The following is a 23,655-nucleotide window of genomic DNA, read 5'->3' as shown; positions in this document are numbered from 1 at the left end:
TACGTTGACGCCCGCTCCAGGGGTGTGAGCGGGTCTGAGCATGGACTTTATCCAGGTGCCCCGACGGCGCATCGGGCGCATGGATGCTATGTGGTCTATCTCACCGCTGCGGCCGCAGTGAAACCGGCGTCACCGATCGGTGCGACGAGCCGAAAGTGCCGCCGCGACACCGAGAACGACGATTCCGGCGACCGATGGCACCACACCGGGTCCCATCTCCGGGTCGGCTGCACGAGCGGACGTCAGTGGCCACGACGCGAGATGAACGACACCCGCGGCGGCCGCACCGACGAGCAGAACGCTGCCACGCGCGGGGCGGGCCCGGGCAGCAACGAGGGCGGCGACGACGACGCCGACAGCGAGCAGCAGCTGCCCCCAGGTGTCCCAACCCCACGGGAACTCGGTGATTGTCGCCGCGGTCAGATCGCTGCCTCGATACAGGGGCAGGGCCAATCCGACTGCCAGTAGAAGGGCCCCGACGAGCGCAGTTCCCAGCACCGGGAAGTAAGTGGCCGCATCCTCGGACGTGTCGACGTCGTCACGCTCGGCCGATCCGGCGAACAGGGCCAGCAGTCCGGCGACGGCCGCGAACACGACGCCCGCGATGATCAGCAGAGCACCCGTCCCGGTGTCGACGCCCGCGAGGTCCTCGGCCAGCACCACCGACTGCAACACGGCCGCCGCGGCCGACACCGCGGCGAGCCAGAAGACGGACAAGAACGGACGAGCCGCCGCAGCGAACTCGGAGAACAGCAGCGGCACCGAGGCCAGAATCGAGACGAAGCCCGCTATGAGCACCACGCGGGTCGCCAGGATCGTGGGCGCAGTTCCCACGGCGTCGGTCTCGAGAATCGGCAACAGCGACCCCACCACCAGCAGTACGCCGGCAACTACGCCCGCACTGCCTGCTGCCGCATGCCACCTCGTGGTGCCGGGCCCCGAGACCCCGCGCGGACCCCGACCACCCTCGGCGACGGATCGCGCCGCCGCCAGAGCACGGCGATCACGGCCGGAGGCAACAGGTGCGAGTACAGCGCCTCCGACGGTCAATCCGAGCCCGGCAACGGTGCCGAGGTACGCCCCGAGGCCGGCCTCGATCCGAGCACCGGTAGCCACTCCAGCGAGCAGACCGACACCCGCGAACGAGAGGACCCCGAGACCCGCACCGACGGCGGCACCGGACGCGACCACCGGCGACAGCGACGCCAACGCCGAGGCGGTGACCACGAGTGCGCCGATCCCGACCACCGCGGACCCCACCGCCACGAACACCGGCGACTCCACCACCGCCGAGACGATCACCACCGGATCGGCCGACCGGTACAGCGAGGCGAATGCCGCTGCGACGGCCACGACACCGAACGCTCCGAGCAGGATCGACAACATCGGACCCACCCGGCCCGCCGTCGCCCGTCCCACGTGCTCCGAGTAGACCGAATGTCCGTACCCGTCACCGAGCGCTGCGCGATGCACTGCCGACCACCCCGCCGCACCCGCCAGAACCGACGCAGCGTGACCGGCGAGCAGAACATGAGAGCCGAGGGTGGCGTCGAGCATCGCGGCGCTCAGGGGACGGAACAGCTCGAGCCGGTTCGCATCGATCGGATCGGACAGCACAGCGAGATCGAGGATCGCGATTCCGAGCGTCACCGCGCCGAAGCCCGCGAGCAGCGCAGCACCGAATTCGACGCGTCGCATCGCAGCACTGACGGCGCCGGCAACCGCCACCACGACCGGGAGTGCAACGGCCAGCACAGCGGCCGACGAGACTCCGCCGCCCACCGGCGAACCGTCGACGGCCTGGGCGACGCCGATCAACGGAGCTGCAGCGGCACACAGTGCGGCGACGACAGCGAGCACGACGGCGACGACGATGCGCGACGTGGGCGAATGATCCTCCACGCCGCCGCGGGCATCCTGCGGCGCGATACGTTGCGGTTCGGCTCGGTCGGAGCCGTGGGCGGACGAGTCGTCGAAGGTGGGGGTCGGCACCCGTAGGACGGTATCGGCTCGGTCGCGTCCCCAGCCGTCGGTCACGGTGCGTGCCGCATTCGTGTCCGATTACGGATGTGGCGTGTCACCACATAAACCCTGGTCACCCTGTGAGCCATCTCACATATTGCCCTGGTTTCGGCTGTTAACTTGCGCGCGCCGCAACCATTTCGTTACCGTCTGCCGAGTCTTTCAGTAACGGCCAGGTCACAGATATCGGAGGTTGTAGGTCTTGCAGCAGCACCGCGCGTCCTTTACTTCCAGCCGATTCTCTCGCCCGACGGCGGACGACGCGACCACGGTGTACAGCTACGAGCCCACCACCGAGCCGAGTGCATACGAGGCCTATTCCTACCCCACGTACGAGTACGTCGAAGCCGATTTCGCCGGTGCAGTAGCAGCCGACGAGACACCGACCGTCGTCACGACCTACGCAACCACCGCAGACGCCGCACCCGTGGCTCGTCGCGGCGGAGCACATCGCATCCCCGTTCCTCCGACTGCACTGAAGGGTCGCGCCGCCGTGCTGGCCGTGGCCGCCGGTGCCGTCGTTGCCGCAGGGCAAGCCGTCATCAACGACGATGCACCCACCGCAGTCGCCACCTCCGAGTACGCACTCGCCGCGGGTGAAGCACCGGCCGCCGCAGCACTCGCAGCCACCACCGCACCACAGGCCGACGAGCCGGTAGCCGACGCTTCGAGCGCAACTCCCTCGCAGGCACCGCAGATCCTCAGCGTCGCCGCACCGGTCGACCTCAGCCAGTTCAACGACCTGCTCGCCAAGGGCCAGCGTTTCAGCGAAGAGCGGGCCGCACGCGAGGCCGCGGCCCGTCGCCCGCTGTTCTCCCTCCCGGCTCAGGGCACGTACACCTCCAACTTCGGCACTCGATGGGGCGTCCTGCATGCCGGCGTCGACGTCGCCAATGCCATCGGAACCCCCATCTACGCCGTCGCCGACGGCAAGGTGATCGATTCCGGTCCCGCGTCGGGCTTCGGAATGTGGGTTCGCCTGCAGCACGCCGACGGCACGATCACGGTTTACGGCCACATCGACACCTCGACAGTCACTGTGGGCCAGAACGTCATGGCCGGCGACCAGATCGCAACCATGGGCAACCGTGGCTTCTCCACCGGCCCGCACCTGCACTTCGAGGTTCATCTCCCGGGTGAGGTCAAGATCGATCCCCTCCCCTGGCTCGCGTCCCGAGGAATCTCCCTCGGACCCGAAATGGACTGAGTCCTTCTCCACCGCTTCACAACAAAGCCGGACCCCGCTTTCGCAGGGCCCGGCTTTCGCGTTGTCGGGACTTTCTACAGCTTGGTCATCGGGACGCCGCCGATGAGCATCATCTTGACGCGACCTGCCGAGCCGAAATCGATCAGCACCATAGCCTTGACTCCGGCACCCGTGGATTCGAGCACCGTACCCAGTCCATACTTGTCGTGGCTGACTCGATCACCCACGGCCAGAACCAGATTGGAGTTTCGGCCCTTCGCGGCACCGAAGCTCGGAGACGAACTCTGGCCACGACTCGACGACCCGCCGTAGCTACCGGAGCCGTAGTTGCCCGAGCCGTAACCGCCGCCCGAGCCGTAACTGTTCGATCCGTAGCTGCCGGATCTACCGCCGCCGATTGCGCGGCCGCCGCCGGTGCCCGGGTCTTCGCGACGCCAGTCGATCAGATGTTGCGGAACCTCTTGCAGGAAGCGTGATTCCGGGTTGGCGATGGGCTGACCCCACGCCGACCTCATGATCGCGCGCGTGAGATAGAGCCGCTGCCGCGCGCGAGTGATGCCCACGTACGCCAGCCGTCGTTCCTCGGACAGCTCGTTCGGATCACCGAGCGCACGCATGTGCGGGAACTGGCCGTCCTCCCACCCGGTGACGAAGACGACCGGAAATTCCAGCCCCTTGGCGGTGTGCAGCGTCATCAACGTCACGACGCCGGTGCCCGAGTCGGGGATCTGATCGGTATCGGCAACCAGAGAAACCCGTTCGAGGAACGCGGCCAACGAACCGGGCTCGGCCAGACCGTCGACCCCGCCGTCGTCGTCGTTTCGGTCGTCACCTGTCTCGAGCGCCTCTTCCGCCACTGCGGCCTGGTTACGCGCCTCGGACGTGAACTCCCGTGCGACGCTGACCAATTCGTTGAGGTTGTCCAGGCGAGTACCGTCCTGCGGGTCGCTGCTGGCTTCGAGCTCGGCGCGATAGCCGGTGCGGTCCAGAACTGCTTCGACCACATCGCCGATATCGGCGATGTCGTTGCCGTCTCCGTCGGTGGCCGTCAGTACGGCACGCAACTCGTCGAGTAGTTCCATGAACTGAGCGATCAACTTCTGCTGCCGCGAGTTGAGCAACGCCACCTTGCCCGCGGCGGCGTCGTGCAGCGCTCGCGAGAAGCTGATGTCGCGTTGCTCGGCGTGTACGGCCACACACGCCTCGGCGCGGTCTCCGATGCCGCGTCGGGGGGTATTGAGGATGCGCCGCATGCTGACGGTGTCGTCTTCGTTGGACAGCACGCGCAGGTACGCAACGAGGTCACGGACCTCCTTGCGCTCGTAGAACCGGACGCCGCCGACGACTTTGTACGGCAGACCCAGACGAATGAAGATCTCTTCGAGCGCGCGCGAGGAGTTGTTCGTCCGGTAGAACACTGCCACCTCGTCGAAACGCACATCCCCGCTGTCGACGAGACGATCGATTTCCGACGCGACGAACGACGCCTCGTCGTGCTCGTTGTCGGCGACGTACCCGACGATCAGTTCGCCTTCACCGGTGTCGGTCCACAACTTCTTCTCGCGTCGTCCGATGTTGCGCGAGATGACGGCATTGGCCGCCGACAGAATGTTCTGCGTCGATCGGTAGTTCTGCTCGAGCAGAATGGTGCGAGCGTCGGGGTAGTCGCGTTCGAACTCCTCGATGTTGCGAATGGTCGCGCCGCGGAATGCGTAGATCGATTGATCGGCGTCACCCACCACGCAGAGTTCACCCGGCGCGACGGTGCCCTCGAGCGCGCCGTCTGCATCGGGCGTGCCGACGAGTTCGCGAACCAGCATGTACTGGGCGTGGTTGGTGTCCTGGTACTCGTCGACCAGTACGTGCCGGAACCGGCGTCGGTAGTACTGCGCCACCTGCGGGAAGGCCTGCAGAATTCCCACCGTTTCGCCGATGAGGTCGTCGAAGTCCATGGCGTTGGCTGCGCGCAGACGCTGCTGATAGATGCGATAGACCTTCGCGACGAGTCGGGGCAGCTCGGCAGGGTCGCCGTCGGCGTCCTCGGCGGCCTTGTCCGGGCCGATCAGCTCGTTCTTGAGGTTGGAGATCGCCGTCGAGAGCAGACGAGCCGAGAACTTCTTGGTGTCGATCTGCAGGTCTTTGGAGATCATCGTCAGCAGCCGGCGTGAGTCGTCCGCGTCGTAGATCGAGAAGTTGGAGTTCAATCCCGGCAACAATGCCGCCTGGGCGCGCAGGATGCGCACGCAGCTGGAGTGGAACGTCGACACCCACATGGCGTTCGCCCGCGGCCCCACCAGACCTGCCACTCGCTCGCGCATCTCGGCGGCGGCCTTGTTGGTGAACGTGATCGCCAGGACCTGCCCCGGCGACACCCCCCGCTCCGCGAGCAGATATGCGATGCGACGCGTCAGCACCGCTGTCTTGCCCGAGCCTGCACCGGCCACGATGAGCAGCGGCGATCCCGTATGTACGACGGCCTCGCGCTGCTGAGGATTGAGCCCCTCCAGCAGCGCGTCGGACGAGGAGTTCTTACGGGACTCGAGGCCCTGGAGGAATGTGTTCATCGTCTGGCCAGGCTACCGGCGCGTACCGACAAACCCACATCCCGTGGTCGTCGGCGTCATCTCCGACTTTTCAGGACGGTTACCCCGTGGCACACTGGATCGGTGATCGAAAAAGTCGTGCGTCATCGCTTGCGTCGGATCGGCCACTGCGCAGCCGGACGAGCGGGAGCCTGTCGACAGTCGTAACGCCCCAGCTTTCCCGGCGGGAATCTCGTCGATCTCGGTCCTTCGAGACGAAACCCAGCCGACAGCCGCTGCAGTTCCGAATACGAAAGGCGTAACGGTGCCGGACGACGCAACGATCCAAGATGTGACCCGAGGAGAGACGATGGCTATGACGACGAAGATCGATTCAGAGACTGCATTGCCTTCCAGCGAAGCCGAGATCAACGATCTGCGTCAGGAGATCGATCGTCTCGACGCCGAGATTCTCGCGGCAGTGCGGCGTCGCTCCGAGGTCTCGCAGATCATCGGACGCACCCGCATGGCGTCCGGCGGCCCGCGCCTCGTGCACAGCCGTGAGATGAAAGTTCTCGAGCGTTTCAGCAGCCTCGGTCAGGAAGGCCACACGCTGGCCATGCTCCTGCTCCGCCTCGGCCGCGGTCGCCTCGGCCACTGATCGAACCCCGGTTGGGCGCGCAGGATGCACGCCCAACCGATGCTCTACTTCAGTGCGATGTACTTGGTCTCGAGGTATTCCTCGATTCCCTCGGATCCGCCCTCACGGCCGAATCCGGATTCTTTGACTCCACCGAACGGTGCTGCCGCGTCCGAGATCACTCCGCGGTTGACACCCACCATGCCGCTGTCGATCGCGTCGGCCACCCGGAGCGCACGGTCCAGGCTCTCGGTGTAGATGTACGACGCCAATCCGTACTCGGTGGCGTTGGCTGCGTCGATTCCTTCCTGTTCGGTGTCGAATCCGACGATCGGGGCCACCGGGCCGAACACTTCTTCCTTCAGAATGCGGGCCGACGTCGGCATGTCGGTGAGCACGGTCGCCGGGTAGAAGTAGCCGTCGCCACCCGGTGCGCTACCGCCGAGCGCTACCGTCGCACCCTTCTCCACTGCATCGTCGACGAGCTCCTGCACGGTCTCGAGCTGGTCTGCGTTGATCAGCGGTCCGAGCTTGGTGTCGGGGTCGACGCCGGGTCCGAGCTTCATCTCGGACATCTTCGCCACCAACTTGGTGGTGAATTCCTCACGCACGCTGTTGTGCACGTGCAGACGGTTCGCCGCCGTGCAGGCCTCGCCGCCGTTGCGCATCTTCGCCAGCATCGCGCCGTCCACCGCGTCGTCGATGTTCGCGTCGTCGAACACGACGAACGGGGCATTGCCACCGAGTTCCATCGACGTCCGCAGCAACCTCGTCGCGGACTTCTCGACGAGCGATTTGCCGACGCCGGTGGATCCGGTGAAGGTGAGTTTGCGGAGCCTCGGGTCTTCGAGCAGCGGCCCGGTGACGTCGCCGGACTTCGAGGTCGTCAGCACCGAGAGCACGCCCTCCGGTAGACCCACCTCGTCGAAGATCTGCGCGAGCAGCAGCATCGTCAGCGGGGTCTCTCGTGCCGGCTTGACCACGATTGTGCAGCCGGCGGCCAGGGCAGGGCCGATCTTCCTGGTGCCCATCGCCAACGGGAAATTCCACGGGGTGATCGCCAGTACCGGGCCGACCGGAGCCTTGGTCACGAGAATGCGGCCGTTGCCCGCCGGGGCCGGGGTGTAGCGACCACCGATGCGCACCGCTTCCTCGGCGAACCACCGGAAGAACTCCGCACCGTATTTCACCTCGGCCTTCGACTCCGCAAGGGCCTTGCCCATCTCCAGGGTCATCAGCAGCGCGATGTCGTCGGCACGTTCGGTGACCTTCTCGAACGCCGCTCGAAGAATTTCACTGCGTTCGCGGGCAGGTGTTGCCGCCCAGCTCTTCTGCGCCGCAGCAGCCGCGTCGAGGGCCTTCATCGCGTCGGCCGGGGATGCGTCGGCCACGTCGGTCAACGGCTTACCTGTAGCGGGATCGTTCACCGGGAACGTCTTACCGCCCTCGGCGTCGACGGCCTTGCCGCCGATCCACAGTTTTGCCGGAATCGATTCGATCAATGCACGTTGGTCCATACCGTCCATGATGCCTCCGCAGTGCCCGTCGCAAACGACAAACGACGCGCGCGCGGCACCGGCCCGCATTACTGTTGGATCGTATGAGCGTCGATATCACCGGCACGGATGCCTGGCAGAAACTGACCGATCACCACTCCGAGATTGCCGATACTCATCTCCGAACTCTGTTCGCCGATGACGCCGACCGAGGGCGCACCTTCACCCTCGCCGCCGCGGATCTTCACATCGACTACAGCAAGCACCGCGTCACCAGCGAGACTCTCGCCCTGCTGATCGAACTGGCCCGCACCGCAGACGTCGAAGGCAAGCGCGACGCCATGTTCGCAGGCGAACACATCAACACCTCCGAGGATCGCGCTGTTCTGCACACCGCGCTGCGCCTTCCCGCCGACGCGTCGTTGACCGTCGACGGCCAGGACGTCGTCGCCGATGTACACGAAGTCCTCACGGCCATGGGCGAATTCACCGATCGCGTGCGTTCGGGCGAATGGGTCGGTGCCACCGGCGAGAAGATCTCCACCGTCGTCAACATCGGTATCGGTGGATCCGATCTGGGCCCGGTCATGGTCTACAACGCACTCCGTCACTACGCCGACGCGGGGATCTCGGCGAAGTTCGTCTCCAACGTCGACCCCGCCGATCTCGTCGGCGCACTCGACGGACTCGACCCGGCATCGACGCTGTTCATCATCGCCTCCAAGACGTTCTCCACTCTCGAAACGCTGACGAACGCCACCGCCGCCCGACGCTGGCTCGTCGACGCGCTCGGTGAGGACGCCGTCGCCAAGCACTTCGTCGCCGTGTCCACCAACGCCGAACGCGTCGCGGACTTCGGCATCGACACCGCCAACATGTTCGGCTTCTGGGACTGGGTGGGCGGACGCTATTCCGTGGACTCGGCAATCGGACTGTCGGTCATGGCCGTTGTCGGCAAAGAGGCATTCGCCGAATTCCTCGACGGTTTCCATCGGATCGACGAGCACTTCCGGTCGACGCCTCTCGCCGAGAACGCACCGGTTCTGCTCGGCCTCATCGGCCTGTGGTACAGCTCGTTCTTCGGTGCGGAAACCCGTGCGGTGCTGCCGTATTCGAATGACCTCTCCCGTTTCGCGGCTTACCTGCAGCAGCTGACCATGGAGTCCAACGGCAAGTCCGTCAAAGCCGACGGTTCTCCCGTCACCACGCCGACCGGCGAGATCTTCTGGGGCGAGCCGGGCACCAACGGCCAGCATGCCTTCTACCAATTGCTGCACCAGGGAACACGTTTGGTGCCTGCGGACTTCATCGGATTCGCCGAGCCCACCGACGATCTGCCCACCCGCGACGGCACCGGCTCGATGCATGATCTGCTGATGAGCAACTTCTTCGCCCAGACCAAGGTGCTCGCCTTCGGCAAGACCGCCGAGGAAATCGCCGCCGAGGACACACCCGCAGATGTGGTGCCGCACAAGGTGATGCCCGGCAATCGGCCGTCCACCTCGATCCTCGCCCCCAAACTCACCCCGTCCGTCGTCGGACAGTTGATCGCCCTGTACGAACACCAGGTCTTCGTCGAAGGCGTAATCTGGGGCGTCGACTCCTACGACCAGTGGGGCGTCGAACTCGGCAAGACCCAGGCACTCGAACTGACACCGGTGCTCACCGATTCCGAAGCCCCTGCCGTGCAATCGGATTCGTCGACCGACGCCCTGGTGCGCTGGTACCGCGATCAGCGGGGTCGCGCGAAGTAGGTCGGTCGGTGCCGGCCGGGACGCAGATCAGCTCCCCAGTTTCGGATTTATGCCTCCGATCGGCGTCGGATATCCGAAACTGGGGAGCTTTTTCGCTGCATACGGATCCGAATCGACGGTCGGCGCGTCCAAGCATCCATGGACCTACCTCACACCGACCTGTTCACCAGAGCTGACGCACTTACCTTCGGGTTGACCGACGACGACCTTAAAAGGCTGCGCCGCGCCGGTGAATTGTCGGTGCTGCGACCGGGCTTCTATGTGCCTACCACGCTGATGGACGAGGCCAGCCCGACCGAACGTCATTTCCTGCTGGCGCGGTCGTATCTGATGTCCGCACCGGCGGACGAAGTGCTCAGCCACGTCTCGGCGGCCATCGCCTGGGGCTTCGACGTCTGGCAGCTGCCGCTCGACAAGGTGCACATGACACACGGTCTCGATTACGCGAGCAAGCGTCGCCCGCTCCGAATTCTCCACGGGACTACATTGAACCCCGCCGAACGCACAACCATCAACGGCTACCCGGTCACCACCGCGGCTCGAACGGTCGTGGACATCGCTCGAACCAGCAGTGTGGATCGATCGGTATGCGTCGGCGACAGTGCACTGAGATCCGGCCACACGGACTCGGACACGCTGGCCCACGCGGTCGAATCCGCCCGATTCCGAACCGGCATCGCGGCCGCCCGACGCGCGGTGTCTCTTATAAACGGGCGCAGTGAGAGCGTCGGCGAATCGCGCAGCCGAGTGCTGTTCGAAACCCTCCCGCTCCCCACACCTCTGCTCAACCAATGGGTGCACGACGGAGCCGGCCGCTTCGTGGGAAGAGTCGACTTCCTGTTCTGGGAGCTGGGTGTCATCGGCGAATTCGACGGTGAATCGAAGTACGACTCGAAACGCGTTCTGCTGGATGAGAAGTATCGCGAGGACCGACTTCGCGAACTGGGTTGGGTCATCGTGCGGTGGAACTGGCGAGAACTCGACGATCCCCGAGCACTGCTTCGCCGCTTCGAGCAGGCCTTCGCCCGCGCAGCTGCGCTACCGGCACCCAGCGGATGGTTCGGCGACCAGAGGATGGCGGCGGATCAGCTCCCCAGTTTCGGATAACTGACTCCGATCGGCGTCACATTTACGAATGTGGGGAGCTGATCCGCAGGACACGAGCCAAATCGTCACACCCGACCCAACACAGCTGAGGTATCGACTCCGACGGGCAGGGTGCCGAAGGCAATGCCCCAGTCTCGGTCGAGTCGGCTCGCGCAGAAGGCGTCGGCCACTGCGGGGTTTCCGTGCATCACCAGCTGCGCACCTTGGAAGGTCAGTGCCATCAGTTCGACGACGCGGCGGGCGCGGTATTCCATGTCGGAGGTGTCGGAGAGTTCTTTCCCGACGCGGGCGATGGCGTCGTCCAGTCGAGAGTCCACACCCGACGCCTTGCCGATCTCACCGAAGAACGCCTCGACGCTGTCGGGTTGACGGGCCAAGGCACGCAGGGAATCGAGTGCGGCGACGTTGCCCGACCCTTCCCAGATCGACATCAATGGCGATTCGCGGAACAACCGAGGCATGCCCGATTCCTCGACATAACCGTTGCCACCGAGACATTCGAGTGCTTCGGCCGCGTGTGCTGGTGCGCGTTTGCACACCCAGTACTTGGTGATGGCCAACGCAATTCGGCGTAGCGCACTCTCCTGCTCGTCGCCGCGGGCGGAGCCGTCGGTGGCCTGTGCCAGGCGAATCATGGCGGCGGTCGCCGCTTCGGATTCGATGGTCAAGTCTGTCAACACGTTTCGCATCAGAGGCTGATCGATCAGTTGCGCACCGAAGGCAGCTCGGTGACGTGCGTGATGCACCGCGCGGACGGTGGCATTGCGGATACCGGCAGCAGAGCCGATGACGCAGTCCAATCTGGTCATGTTCACCATCTCGATGATGGTGCGCACCCCGCGGCCCTCCTCGCCGACGAGCCAGCCGGTCGCACCGTCGTATTCCAGTTCTCCCGAGGCGTTGGACTTGTTGCCGAGCTTGTCCTTCAAGCGCTGCAGCATCATTCGGTTACGGGTGCCGTCGGGCAGCACCCGCGGCAACATGAAGCACGAGAGCCCGCCGGGTGCCTGGGCCAACGTCAGGAACATGTCCGACATCGGCGCAGACGTGAACCACTTGTGGCCGACGATCGAATAGGTGCCGTCCGACGACGGGGTGGCCGTGGTGGTGTTGGCGCGAACGTCCGAGCCGCCTTGCTTCTCCGTCATCGACATACCGGCGATCAAGCCGCGTTTGCTAGACGGCTCGCGCAGCCCGAAATCGTATTCCCGGGACGCGAGCAGAGGTTCGAACTGCGCGGCGAGAGAGGGGTTGTGCCGCAATGCGGGTACGACGGCGTAGGTCATCGAGATCGGGCACATGTGGCCTGCTTCGGCCTGTCCCCATACGTAGAATTTCGCGGCGCGGGCCACGTGCGCACCCACTCGATCGTCCGTCCACGGGCTGGCATGCAGTCCGTGCTGCACCGCGACGGTCATCAGATCATGCCAGTGCGGGTGGAATTCGACCTCGTCGACGCGATGGCCGTACCGATCGTGTGTTCTGAGCACCGGTGGGTTCTCGTTCGCGAGCCTGCCCCACTCCTGGGCCTCGACTCCGCCTGCGAGAGCGCCCAATTGACGCACCTCCTCGCGCGCCCAGCCGCCGCCGGCTCGGTCGAGACCGTCCAGCAGCGAGGCGTCGTCGGACACGTCGTAGGGCGTCAGGTCGGTCGCCTGATTGAAGACCTCATGTGTGTTCATCTCGAACTCCTAACGCACGCAACGAATAAGCGACGAGACCGGGGACTACGTCCACGGACTCGTGCGAGGACAACGGACCGACCAGCACTTCGCCGACGGCACCCACGAGGCCGGCGGCCGAGATCGCCGCGTCCTGATCGGGAATTTCCCCGGCCGCGATTCCTGCCACGATCGCGTCGGCGAACGCAGCGGTGAATTTGCGCCGGAACACCAACCGCTCGGCGTCCACTGCTGGATCGACCGGTTCGGCGAGCAGCGCGTAGGCCATCGTGCGGTTCTTCAGGGCCCGCCCGGCGAAGGTCTGCACCACCGCGGCGACTCGCTCGGATGTGCTGCCGTGTGCGGCGACGGCGACCACCGCAGCCACTTCTCGGGTGCAGACCTGCCGGAAGATCTCGACGACCAGGTCGGATTTGCCGTCGAAGTGCGTGTAGACGCTGCCCGCGGACACGCCGGCGGCAGCGGCGACCGAGGCCACCGACAGGCCGGCGTATCCCTTGGTGGACAGGACCTCGACGGCGGCAGCAAGCAGTTTCGTTCGGCCGGCATCGAGCCGGGCCTGCACTGCGGGTGTTCGCCGGTAGGGCATTGAAGGATTGAAGCACTGATTCAGTGCTTCACGCAAGGGGACTCGAGTAGGTTCGTAACCATGCCGGTACGGATCGAACGATCAGGCCCCGTCACCACCGTGGTCCTCTCACGCCCGGAGGCTCGCAACGCCGTCGACGGGCCCACTGCTCAGGAACTCACCCAGGCCTTCGAGGAATTCGATGCCGACGAATCCGCGTCGGTCGCCGTGTTGTGGGGCGAAGGAGGGACCTTCTGCTCGGGTGCCGACCTGAAGGCGCTCGGCACACCCAGGTCGAACCACGCGACCGAACACGGCGACGGTCCGATGGGCCCGACGCGAATGCGGTTGTCCAAGCCGGTCATCGCCGCGGTGTCGGGATACGCCGTCGCGGGTGGGCTCGAACTCGCCCTGTGGTGCGACCTACGCATCGCGGAGGACGACGCCACGTTCGGCGTGTTCTGTCGGCGCTGGGGCGTGCCTCTGATCGACGGCGGCACAGTGCGACTGCCGCGCATCATCGGCACCGGACGAGCGATGGACATGATTCTCACCGGACGCGCCGTGGCCGCCCAGGAGGCGTTGGACATCGGCCTGATCACCCGAGTGGTTCCGGTCGGCCGTGCCCGATCCGAGGCCGAGGCGCTGGCCGCCGAACTGGCGTTGCTGCCCCAGACCTGCATGCGCGAGGACCGGCTGTCCGTCCTCGAGCAGGACGGCCTCGACGAGGAAGCCGCGCTGAAGAACGAGTTTCGGCACGGTGCCATCTCGATCACCGCCGACGCGCTCACCGGAGCGAGTCGGTTCGCCTCGGGCGCGGGGCGACACGGTACCCCCAGTCCGTGATCTCGACCCGCCTGTCGGTGATCGACGAGATCTTTCTCCGCACACATCGCGGGTACGGCACACCGATTGCACTGCAGGGTATTTGGCGTACTGCCGAGTCGGTGACCCAGGACGAACTCGAACGGGTACACGCTGCGCTCGCACGCGGGCAGCTGGGTCGACAGGTCGGCGTGCCTCGCATCCCCGGTGCCCGGCTCCGATGGGACGTCTGTTCCACCTCGCTGCCGCTGACGGTCGCCTCCGAGCCGGTCGACGACGCCATCGAGTGGGCCGACCACCAGGCCGATGTGCAGTTGGATCCGCAATACGGACCGGGGTGGCGGTTGACGGCAGCTCCGCTGGCCGGCGGCGGTACCGTCGTATCGCTGGTGTGCTCGCATGCGCTCGCCGATGCCCGTGGGCTCATCGACGCTGCCGCACAGTCGTTTTCGGGCTCGGTAGAAACCGAACCGATCGCCTCCCCCGGTTCGGACGCAGCGGACGCTCTGCGCATGATCGTCACCGTGCTCGTGCGGTCGATCGTCGCGACCGCTCGACTGTGGGTGAGTGCGAAGGCTCGGGCCGAGCTGCGCGCATTCACGGCATCCGACTCGAATCGCACACGCCCCCACCGTGTTCGACGGGCCTCCTCGGTGGTCGTGGACGTCGATGCAGCGCAGTGGGATTCGGCTGCCGAGCTCGGTGGCGGCTCACCCAATTCGTTGTTCGTGTGCGTCGTCGCCGCGACCATGGCAGAACTCGGCTCACCCACGGTGACCGTCGACATCCCCTTCCGCACCGGATCCGGCGACGCGAACTCGATCGGGATGGCCACCGTCGACGTTCGCGGAGACGATTCGCCGACGGCAGTGCGCGCGGCGTGCAAAGCTGCCTTCGCCGCGCCCGTCGGAGCCCCCGCGGGGTACCCGCCCGAGGTTGTCCAACTGCTCCCCCACCGCCTTGCGGCGAAGTTGACCTCGACGCCGGGGCGCGGAGAAGTGTTGTGCTCCAACATCGGCGACATTCCGCATGCGCTGACGACCCTCGGGCCGCATCGATCCTGCGGTCTGGCCACCCGCGCGATCCACCCCGCACCGACGGGACCGATCCCGCTGTCGACGATCAGGCTGTCGACCTACCTGTCCCGGATGGACGGGCGCTACACACTCTCCCTGGTGTGCACCGACGACGCGCTGGTCGGATCGGCGGCAGAGCTCACCGCAGCGGTGCACCGCGCTCTGGCGCGGCGAAACCTGGCCGGTACACCCTGGTAGGTCTACCGTTGCAGCCATGAACGAGCACGATATCCACACCAAGATTCAGCAGCTGATCGCCACCGAGCACAAGCTGCGCACCGACACCCAGGCCGGGGAGATCGACCCCGACACCGAAAAGGCGCAGCTCGCGTCACTCGAACACGCTCTCGATCAGTGCTGGGACCTGCTCCGGCAGCGCCGCGCACGCATCGACGCAGGCAAGGACCCCGACTCCGCGACGGCCAACAGCGTCAACCAGGTCGAGGGATACCTGCAGTAACGTCCGGCCATTCCGCAGGCTCCACTCCTGCAGTAACCGGGTCATTCCGCAGGCTCCACTCCTGCAGTAACCGGGTCATTCCCCAAGCTCCAGTCCTGCGCTCAGACCATTCGATCCGTCAGCACGTTCGGCAGGAACCGCAGCGCCGCGTCGATGCCTCGCCATTTCAGGCCGGGCAGCGCGGCGCGGCGCGTTTCGCTTTCGATGGCCCGGACCATCGCGGTGACGCCCTCGTCCAGAGTGGCTGTGAGAGCAGCACTGTCACCTGCGCCGGCCGACATGTCGGTGGCGATGAAGCCCGGCAGCAGCGTCGTGACGACGATGTCGGTGCGAGCCAGCTCAGTGGCCAACGATTCTCCCAGAGAGGCCACCGCCGCTTTGCTGGCCGAGTAGGTCGCCTTGGCACCGGGCAGACCCCGATCGGCGCTGATGGACGAGACGAACACCAGGTGCCCGTGCTTCTGGGCCCGGAATATCGCCAACGCAGCCTCGGCCTGCGACAGCGCACCGACGAAATTGGTGCGCGCGGTCTGCAGATTGGCGTCCGCACGACCGGATCCGATTTTCGCACCCTTGCCGAGTCCGGCATTGACGACAACTCGATCCAGGCCGCCCAACTCGTCGCGCAGTTCGCCGAACACCGTCACCACGGCATCGTGATCGGTGACGTCGAGGGCGCGTACCGCCACGGTGATCCCGGGATGCTGCGTCATCAGTTCGGAACGGAGCTCGTCGAGCCGCTCGACCCGTCGCGCACAGAGCGCGAGATCACGGCCCATGGCCGCGAATCGATGCGCCATCTCCTCGCCCAGTCCTGAACTCGCGCCGGTGATCAGAATCTTGCTCCGAGTGGTCGCCATAAGCGGGGAGCCTATGTCACTGTGGAGCAATGGCCCCAGAGAGCTCGGAATTCGATGTGATCGTCATCGGCGGAGGACCCGTCGGTGAGAATGCCGCGCAGTACGCGATACAAGGCAGCAGCCGCACCGCCGCCATCGTCGAACACGAACTCGTCGGCGGCGAATGCTCGTACTGGGCATGCATGCCCAGCAAGGCGCTCCTGCGGCCGAGCGAGGTGCTCGATACCGCCCGAAACATGCCGGGTGTGAAAGAACTGGTCGGCGATCAGCCCCTCGACGCCGACGCCGTATTGGCCCGACGCGAATCCTTCACTCACGGCCTTGACGACTCGTCGCAGGTGTCGTGGGCCGAGTCCGCGGGCATCTCGGTGATCCGTGGCCACGGACGGCTCAGCGGGGTCAAGACCGTCGACGTCGACGGCAGAACGCTCACAGCTCGGCACGCGGTGGTTCTGGCTACCGGCACGACCGCGTCGGTACCGAACACGCCTGGTCTTCGCGACGCCCGGCCGTGGATCTCCCGTGACGCCACGAACATTCACGAGACCCCCGGCCACGTGGCCATCATCGGCGGCGGTGTCGTGGCAAGCGAGGCAGCGACGTGGCTGCTGTCCCTCGGGGCGAAAGTCACGATGATCGTGCGCGGCTCGTCCCTGTTGGCCGGCTCTGAGCCGTTCGCCGGACAACTCGTCGCCGATGCACTGAAACAACGCGGCGCAACGATCATGCTCGACGCGTCCCTGACGGCCGTGTCGCGGCAAGATCCCGCTGACACCGGCGTCGGCCGAATCCACGGTGGTCCGGTCACTCTCACAGTCGGCGGCGAGGACCTCGTCGTGGACGAGGTGCTGGTCGCGGCGGGCCGCTCCCCGGCGAGCTCGGATCTGGGACTGTCCTCCGTCGGTCTTCCCGACGGCAGATACGTCGACGTCGACGACCACCTCACTGTGGGAGACCACGACTGGCTCTATGCCGTCGGCGATCTCAACGGCCGGGCACCGTTGACGCACATGGGCAAGTATCAGGGACGGGTGGCCGGTGACGTCATCGCCGCCCGGGCCGAGGGAAAGCCGCTCGATCACAGGAAGTTTCGCGCCACCGCCGACCACGGACAGATTCCCCAGGTCGTGTTCACGCCCCTCGAGGTCGCCTCGGTCGGGCTCACCGAGGCCAAGGCGCGCGAAGCCGGTATCGACGTCGAGATCGCGGCCCAGGACATCGCCGTCGCGGGTTCCTCCCTACAGCAGGACGACTACTCGGGTCGTGCGCAGTTGGTGATCGACAGGGCCACCGACACTCTCGTCGGGGCGACCTTCGTCGGGCCGGGGGTGGCGGAATTGGTGCACGCGGCCACCGTTGCCGTGGTCGGGAAGGTATCGCTCGACGATCTGTGGCATGCGGTGCCGTCGTACCCGACTGTCAGCGAAATCTGGCTCCGACTACTCGAATCGCGCCGGTGACAGGTTCAGCTCCGCGCATATGCCGCAGCTATGCCTGCGTAGGTTGTCGGGTCGGTTCGCCTCAGGCGTAGAGCCACCAGGACCCCGAGGATCGCTGCGAGGATCAACACCACCGGTACCGCGTTGACGACGGCAGAATCGGATCCGGTGAGCACGCTGTAATGCGTTCCGGCGAGGATCAATCCGGTCGTGAACCCGAGAAATCCGATGCCCGGGGCAATCGCGGTGCGCCACACGGATCGATCGGGATGGCCGATGAAGAACACGACCACCGACAGTGCCGCGGCGGCCTGCAGCGCAATGACACCCAGAGTGCCGAGGCCGATGGCACCGGCCGCGTAGCTCAGGTAGGGGTCGGCACCGGCCACCGCGAAGCCCGTCAGCGATACCGCTGCCACCACCGATGCGGTGATGCTCCCGATATGCGGGCTCGCGTGCCGCGGGTGAATTCGGCCGAGCCACACCGGAAGTACCCGCTCACGCCCCAGCGCGAACAGATAACGACTGGCGGCGTTGTGCACCGCCAGATACGACGCGAGCACGCTGGTGCACAGCAGCACTGCGGTTCCGTCGTACAGCACTGTTCCGCCGTACTCACGCGCCAGCGTGAACAGTAGGTTGCCCAGTTCGGTCTGGGCCAGCGCCGGAGCGTCGACGCCGCCTGCCGCACCGACGACGATCCAGCTCGTCGTGACGTAGAAGACCGCGATGATCGACACCGCAATGAACGTCGCACGCGGGATACTTCGCCGCGGGTCCTTGGTCTCCTCCCCGTACAACGCTGCGGATTCGAACCCGATGAAGCTCGAGAAGGCGAACATCATGGCGATACCGAGCGAACCGGAGAACACCTGAGTGGGTGTGAACGACTCCAGTGGCACTGCGGCAGCACCCTTCTGCACGACGACCAAGCCGTCGAACACCACCAGAAAAGCGAACTCCAGCACCATCAATGTCCCCAAGACCTTGGCCGAGAGGTCGGCATTTCGAAACCCGAGAATTGCCACGATCACCACGGCAACGCCGGTGAAGACGTACCACGGAATATCGATGCCCGAATCGGCGAAGACCAAATGGGTGAAATAGCCGAATGCTCCCGAAAGCCCGCACGCGAGTGCCGTATACGCGACAACTGCGACATATGCGGCAGCAATTCCCGGCGGTTTACCCAACGCAAGACCGATGTAGGTGTAGAACGCCCCGGTGCTGTACACCTGCTGTGCGATCGCCGCGAACCCCACCGAGAAGCACAGCAGCACAACTGAACTGATCGCGTACGCGGCAGGCAACCCAGCCCCGTTCCCGCGAATCAATGCCAGTGGCACATTACCGATCATGGCCGCCATCGGTGCTGCGGCAGCAACCACCAGAAACACCACTCGCCCGGTGGTCAGAGTACGTCGCTCGGACATCGTTGGGACGCTACCCGTACTGGGAGCACAATGCTGACATGGAATACGAGATGGGCTGACATGGAATATCAACGCGGTTTCGAGAGACTGGTCAATTTCAGCGATGCCGTGGTAGCCATCGCGGCCACGCTGTTGGTTCTACCGCTCGTCGAGTTGGCCGACCCTGGCCGGAGCGACAGCTTCGTGGACGTCTTTCGTGAGCACGGTGTGGAATTCTATGCATTCGTCCTGAGCTTTCTGGTGATCTTCACTCAATGGCTCAGCCACCACCGCGTCTTCCGAAATCTGATCGGCTACACACCTGCACTGATGTGGATCAATTTCGTGTGGCTACTGTCCATCGTGTTCCTCCCCTTTCCGACGAAGCTGATCGCCGAGAAGAACGGATACGACTCGAGTTCGTCGACGCTGTACGTCGCCACAATCGCTGTCTCCGTCATCGCCATGTTCGTCGCGGACGTCGTCGTCTCGCGGCACCCGTCGATCGTGGCCGCTGACTCTCGCGACGTGGAACGAGTCCGCACCGGCGCCGTCGGCTCGGCGTTGATCCTGATCGCGTTCGGTCTGGCGTTCACACCACTCGGCCTGTGGTCACTGCTGATCCTGCTGCTGGCCAAGCCGATCAACCACTTCGCCGATCGACGCACTACACGTAGATTGGTCGAGTGACCGAGAATTCACCGAAGCAGCAGCCGCTTCTCGTGCTGGGCAAGATCACCGAGATTCTCGATGTGTTCTCGTTCGATCGCCCGGCCATGACGCTGGGCGAGATTCAGCAGAGCACCGGGCTGCCCACCTCGACGGTGCAGCGTCTGGTCACCAACCTGGTTCAACAGGGCTTTCTGGATCGAGTCGGCGATCGCATCCGCATCGGGGTGCGGATGGCGTACTGGGCCGCAACGGCGACCAAGGATCTCGACGTGTTGTCGGTCGTCAACCCGATCCTCAAGGACATGCGCGATCTGACGACCGAGACAGCGTGCTTCTTTCGGCCCGAGCAGAACTACCGCGTGTGCGTGGCCATTGCCGAGACGCGGCATGCGTTGCGACGAGACATGTACGTCGGCAAGGTCATTCCGCTCAGCGCAGGATCGGCCAGCCGTGTCCTGCTGGCCTGGGACTCGGAACTGGCCGAGCGTGTTCTGTCCCGCGAACTCGAATCGTTGACCGAGCAGACGGTGACCGAGGCCGAGACGATGCGGGAACTGTTGGCGCAGACAAGGTCCCACGGCTACGCGATCACCACCGGTGAGCGCGAAACCGGCGCATCGGGGCTGTCCGCTCCGGTGTTCGATTCGGCCTCGGACATCGTCGGTGCCGTCACCATCAGCGGCCCGACATTACGGATGCCGCAGTCGCAGTGCGAGGCCTGGGTGGACCTGCTGATCTCGCATGCCGAACAGATCACCCGGACCCTCGGCGGCCGCTACCCTGCCTGACCCCAGGCCTCGGGATTGACCGGGTGCGGCGGGAGCTCACCGCGCAGCATCGCCACGGCATTGGTGGCGCACAGGCGCGCCATCTCCGAGCGCACCGAGACCGTCGCGCTGCCCACGTGCGGTAGGAGCACGGTATTGGACAGTTCGGCCAGGCCCGGTTCGAGCGCAGGTTCGCGTTCGTAGACGTCCAATCCTGCTGCAGCGATCGATTTCTCACGTAGAGCAATCACCAGCGCTGCCTCGTCGACCACTGGCCCACGCGCGGTATTGATCAAAATCGCCGACGGCTTCATGGCCTCGAACACGGCAGCATCGACCAGATGCCGGGTGGAGTCCGACAACGGGACGTGCAGCGACAGAAAGTCACTCGTTGCGACGATCTCGTCCCACGCCGCATGTTCGACGCGGCCGGCGAACTCACCGAGTTCGTCGTCGGAGACCTCGCGGTCGCCGGGCGGCCGGGGGCAGAACTTCACCGTCATGCCGAAACCCAGTGCCCGCCGAGCGGTGGCCCGCGCGATCCGGCCGAAACCGGCAAGGCCGAGCACACGGCCCGAGACATCGCTGCCCAGCAGCAGTTCGGGCTCCCACCCGGTGAAGGATCCGGACCGAACGAAGGCATCGGCCTCGACCGCGCGGCGGGCCGTGGACAGAATGAGGAGCATCGCGATGTCTGCGGTCGAATCCGTCAGCACACCTGGAGTGTTCGCGGCGGTGATTCCGTGGCGTGTGGCGGCCGCGATGTCGATGTTGTCGAATCCGACGGCGTAGTTGGAGATCCCGGTGATCGACGCCGTAGCGAGAAGTTCCGCGTCGAACCGGTCGCGCAACTGCGAGACGACCACGGAATACGTACCCGATGCGCAGGCGTCGAGAAGTTGCTCGTGGTCCAGCTCGCGGAGGTCGACCTCGCCGGCGGCCCGCAGAATGTCCATTCCGGGAGCCGGGATTTCCGATGTGACGAGAATGCGGCTCATACGACCCACTCGAACACGTGCGCCTCGGACCTGGCACCCTGCACGGTTTTCGATCGCATGGGCTCCTCCAGTTCGGCCAGCAGGCCCTCCGACAGAGAGACCATGCGTGCCAGCGTCTTCGGCTCGAACCAGTCCGGCCTCGTCGCGAAGAGAATGTCCTCGGACGAGGTGTTCCCACTGGCACCGGGGGCGAAGGGGCAGCCGCCCAGTCCGCCGAGCGAACCGTCGACCATCGCGGCTCCGGCCGAGATGGCGGCCAGAGTGTTCGCGACGCCCAGACCCCAGGTGTCGTGACCGTGGAACACCACCCGGCGATCCGGCGTTTCCGCGCGCACCCGTGAGATCAGCGACGACACCTGAACCGGTACTGCCTGTCCGAGGGTGTCGCAGATGACAATATCCGTTGCGCCCGTGGCTCGTTCGTCGTTGGCGATCTCGATGACCCGATCGGGCGGTACCTGTCCCTCGAAAGGACAGGTGAACGACGTTGCGATACACAGCTCGATCTGTCCGCCCACCGAGCGGGTGATGTCGACGGCATCGGGCATCGCGGCCAGCGATACCTCGGTGGTGCGCCCGATGTTGGCCTGGTTGTGCGAGTCCGACGCGGAGAAGCAGTACTGGAAGTTGCGAGCGCCTGCAGCAGCGGCCTTCTCGACGTGGCGTGGAGTGGCGACCCACACCCAGCATCGCTCGAGTTCCTCGGCGGTCAGCTCGCCGATGACCTCGAGGGTGTTGGCCATGGGCGGCACTTTGTCGCCGCGTGCCATCGAACCGATCTCGAGGGCCGGCACGCCGAGTTCGATGAGGGCCCTGACGATCTCGAGTTTGCGTTCGGTGGAGAGCATCTTGCCGGTGAGCTGCAGTCCGTCGCGCATCGTGACGTCGCGTAGCTCCGCGGTGGGGGTGAAACCGTACATCTACAGGCCCATCTCTTCGTCGGTCCGGCCGAGCAGCGTCGACAGTACTTCTCTGGTGTGCTCGCCCAGATCCGGCCCGACCGAACGGATCGGCAGGGATGCGTCACCGATCACCGGGACGACTCCGACGAACCCGACGTCGGTGGGCTCTTCCTGGCCGGTGTCGACCGGAAAGTGCTGAATCATGTTGCGGGCCGCGTACTGTTCGTCGGCGACGATGTCCGCGGCGGTGTAGATCGGACCCGACGGCACCCCCGCGGCATCGAGTATCTTCAATGCCTCGGCGCGCGAACGCAATCCGGTCCAGGCCGAGATCGCGGCGTCCAGCTCGTCCCGGCGACGCCACCGGCCGGCGTTGGTCGCCAGGTCCGGATCGGCTCCCAGATCGGGACGGTCGATGGTCTCCATGTAACGCTGGAAGATGGCGTCGCCGTTACCGGCGATGATGATCGAGTGACCGTCGTTGCACGGGTACGCATTCGAGGGCGCGATGCCCTCCATCCGGCCGCCCGTCCGTTCGCGTTCGACGCCGTACGCCAGATAATCCGGGATCAGAGACTCCATCATCGACAGGATGGATTCGTTCAAGGCCACGTCGATGGAACGCTGTTCGAGCGACAACGGGTCCGATGTCTCTGCTGCACGCTGCGTCTGTCGTTGGAACAACGCCATGACACATCCGAACGCCGCATAGAGACCGGCGATCGAGTCACCGATCGACACACCGACCCGCACCGGCGGCCTGTCCGGATCACCGACGAGGTTGCGGAAACCGCCGTACGCCTCTGCCACAGCGGCAAATCCGGGTCGCTGCGACATCGGACCGGTTTGCCCGAATGCAGAGATACGCGTGATGATCAGCTCCGGATTGGCGGCACTGAGAACCTCGGGCGAGATCCCCCACTTCTCGAGTGTGCCGGGTCGGAAGTTCTCGAGCACGATGTCGCAGTGCGCGGCGAGGTCGACGACATCCTTACGGCCCTGCTCGGTGCGCAGGTCCAGCACGATCGACTTCTTGTTCCGGTTGATCGTGCGGTACAGCATCGACGTCGTACCGGAATACAGCCGCCAATTGCGCAATTCGTCGCCGGTACCCGGCCTTTCGACCTTGATCACCTCGGCACCGAAATCGGCGAGCATCCTGGCCGCCGTGGGTGCGGCGATGTAGTTGCCGAGTTCGAGAACTCGAACTCCACTGAGCGGCAATGCCATTGTGTTCCTTTCGATA

At 65.4% G+C, this 23,655-nt stretch carries 20 protein-coding genes; 10 read left to right on the top strand and 10 right to left on the bottom strand.

The features are described 5' to 3' along the window. Positions 1-129: 129 nt before the first annotated feature. Positions 130-1,992, bottom strand: coding sequence for a hypothetical protein (locus tag K414_RS0111065; protein ID WP_152530403.1), 1,863 nt, complete (start codon positions 1,990-1,992; stop codon positions 130-132). 232 nt (positions 1,993-2,224) lie between these two features. Here K414_RS0111065 and K414_RS0111060 point away from each other — a divergent pair, with 232 nt between their 5' ends. Further along, complete coding sequence (locus K414_RS0111060; RefSeq protein ID WP_027496012.1) at positions 2,225-3,229, top strand: M23 family metallopeptidase; 1,005 nt, start codon at positions 2,225-2,227, stop codon at positions 3,227-3,229. Between the two features lie 74 nt (positions 3,230-3,303). On the opposite strand, the gene pcrA is transcribed toward K414_RS0111060, so the two are convergent. Then, positions 3,304-5,793 carry a DNA helicase PcrA gene (pcrA, locus tag K414_RS0111055; protein ID WP_027496011.1) on the bottom strand — a complete coding sequence of 830 codons (2,490 nt, stop codon included), beginning with the start codon at positions 5,791-5,793 and terminating at the stop codon, positions 3,304-3,306. A gap of 328 nt (positions 5,794-6,121) precedes the next feature. Between pcrA and K414_RS0111050 the strand changes: the two genes are divergently transcribed. Further along, positions 6,122-6,412 (top strand): chorismate mutase, encoded by a 291-nt coding sequence (locus K414_RS0111050; RefSeq protein WP_027496010.1) that lies wholly within the window; start codon positions 6,122-6,124, stop codon positions 6,410-6,412. Positions 6,413-6,456: 44 nt separating this feature from the next. Here the strand turns inward: K414_RS0111050 and K414_RS0111045 are convergent, their stop codons facing one another. Next, positions 6,457-7,908: an NAD-dependent succinate-semialdehyde dehydrogenase gene (locus K414_RS0111045; protein ID WP_027496009.1), complete on the bottom strand. Its 1,452-nt coding sequence runs from the start codon at positions 7,906-7,908 to the stop codon at positions 6,457-6,459. 83 nt (positions 7,909-7,991) lie between these two features. Between K414_RS0111045 and pgi the strand changes: the two genes are divergently transcribed. Continuing rightward, entirely contained in the window at positions 7,992-9,641 is a 1,650-nt protein-coding gene (pgi, locus tag K414_RS0111040; RefSeq protein WP_027496008.1) for a glucose-6-phosphate isomerase, read from the top strand. Between the two features lie 138 nt (positions 9,642-9,779). Continuing rightward, complete coding sequence (locus K414_RS0111035) at positions 9,780-10,748, top strand: type IV toxin-antitoxin system AbiEi family antitoxin domain-containing protein (RefSeq protein ID WP_027496007.1); 969 nt, start codon at positions 9,780-9,782, stop codon at positions 10,746-10,748. A 65-nt stretch (positions 10,749-10,813) separates the two neighbouring features. Here the strand turns inward: K414_RS0111035 and K414_RS0111030 are convergent, their stop codons facing one another. Both K414_RS0111030 and K414_RS0111025 read right to left on the bottom strand, forming a co-directional pair. Further along, the gene (locus K414_RS0111030) at positions 10,814-12,430 is read right to left on the bottom strand and encodes an acyl-CoA dehydrogenase family protein (protein WP_027496006.1); all 1,617 of its coding nucleotides are present in this window, start codon (positions 12,428-12,430) and stop codon (positions 10,814-10,816) included. Then, complete coding sequence (locus K414_RS0111025) at positions 12,417-13,019, bottom strand: TetR/AcrR family transcriptional regulator (RefSeq protein WP_027496005.1); 603 nt, start codon at positions 13,017-13,019, stop codon at positions 12,417-12,419. Before K414_RS0111025 ends, K414_RS0111030 begins: the two co-directional genes overlap by 14 nt. Before the next feature lie 60 nt (positions 13,020-13,079). On the opposite strand from K414_RS0111025, the gene K414_RS0111020 reads away from it, so the two are divergent. The 3 genes from K414_RS0111020 to K414_RS0111010 are packed head-to-tail and all read left to right on the top strand — an operon-like array spanning position 13,080 to position 15,359. Next, on the top strand, positions 13,080-13,844 hold the full coding sequence (locus K414_RS0111020) for a crotonase/enoyl-CoA hydratase family protein (protein ID WP_027496004.1): 765 nt from the start codon (positions 13,080-13,082) through the stop codon (positions 13,842-13,844). Then, complete coding sequence (locus K414_RS0111015; protein WP_051365053.1) at positions 13,841-15,097, top strand: hypothetical protein; 1,257 nt, start codon at positions 13,841-13,843, stop codon at positions 15,095-15,097. The genes K414_RS0111020 and K414_RS0111015 overlap by 4 nt, the downstream gene beginning before the upstream one ends. Positions 15,098-15,113: 16 nt before the next feature. Next, entirely contained in the window at positions 15,114-15,359 is a 246-nt protein-coding gene (locus K414_RS0111010; protein ID WP_027496002.1) for a DUF2630 family protein, read from the top strand. A gap of 101 nt (positions 15,360-15,460) precedes the next feature. On the opposite strand, the gene K414_RS0111005 is transcribed toward K414_RS0111010, so the two are convergent. Then, the gene (locus K414_RS0111005) at positions 15,461-16,219 is read right to left on the bottom strand and encodes an SDR family oxidoreductase (protein ID WP_027496001.1); all 759 of its coding nucleotides are present in this window, start codon (positions 16,217-16,219) and stop codon (positions 15,461-15,463) included. Between the two features lie 29 nt (positions 16,220-16,248). Between K414_RS0111005 and K414_RS0111000 the strand changes: the two genes are divergently transcribed. Then, the gene (locus K414_RS0111000; protein ID WP_027496000.1) at positions 16,249-17,679 is read left to right on the top strand and encodes an NAD(P)/FAD-dependent oxidoreductase; all 1,431 of its coding nucleotides are present in this window, start codon (positions 16,249-16,251) and stop codon (positions 17,677-17,679) included. 5 nt (positions 17,680-17,684) lie between these two features. Here the strand turns inward: K414_RS0111000 and K414_RS0110995 are convergent, their stop codons facing one another. Further along, entirely contained in the window at positions 17,685-19,091 is a 1,407-nt protein-coding gene (locus K414_RS0110995; protein ID WP_027495999.1) for an APC family permease, read from the bottom strand. 60 nt (positions 19,092-19,151) lie between these two features. On the opposite strand from K414_RS0110995, the gene K414_RS0110990 reads away from it, so the two are divergent. Continuing rightward, complete coding sequence (locus K414_RS0110990; protein ID WP_027495998.1) at positions 19,152-19,760, top strand: TMEM175 family protein; 609 nt, start codon at positions 19,152-19,154, stop codon at positions 19,758-19,760. Then, positions 19,757-20,530 (top strand): IclR family transcriptional regulator, encoded by a 774-nt coding sequence (locus K414_RS0110985; protein WP_027495997.1) that lies wholly within the window; start codon positions 19,757-19,759, stop codon positions 20,528-20,530. The genes K414_RS0110990 and K414_RS0110985 overlap by 4 nt, the downstream gene beginning before the upstream one ends. Here the strand turns inward: K414_RS0110985 and K414_RS0110980 are convergent. From K414_RS0110980 to K414_RS0110970, 3 genes are read right to left on the bottom strand one after another with little or no spacing between them, the layout of a single operon-like run. Next, on the bottom strand, positions 20,518-21,507 hold the full coding sequence (locus K414_RS0110980; protein WP_027495996.1) for a D-glycerate dehydrogenase: 990 nt from the start codon (positions 21,505-21,507) through the stop codon (positions 20,518-20,520). The genes K414_RS0110985 and K414_RS0110980 overlap by 13 nt on opposite strands. Continuing rightward, positions 21,504-22,427 carry a hydroxymethylglutaryl-CoA lyase gene (locus K414_RS0110975; protein WP_027495995.1) on the bottom strand — a complete coding sequence of 308 codons (924 nt, stop codon included), beginning with the start codon at positions 22,425-22,427 and terminating at the stop codon, positions 21,504-21,506. Before K414_RS0110975 ends, K414_RS0110980 begins: the two co-directional genes overlap by 4 nt. After that, entirely contained in the window at positions 22,428-23,639 is a 1,212-nt protein-coding gene (locus K414_RS0110970) for a CoA transferase (protein ID WP_027495994.1), read from the bottom strand. Positions 23,640-23,655 lie beyond the last annotated feature (16 nt).

The organism is Rhodococcus sp. JG-3, from assembly GCF_000482405.1.
In the GTDB taxonomy this organism is placed as follows: domain Bacteria; phylum Actinomycetota; class Actinomycetes; order Mycobacteriales; family Mycobacteriaceae; genus Rhodococcoides; species Rhodococcoides fascians.
The sequence above is the reverse complement of the archived record's forward strand: the minus strand, read 5'-3'. Positions and strand labels throughout refer to the sequence as shown.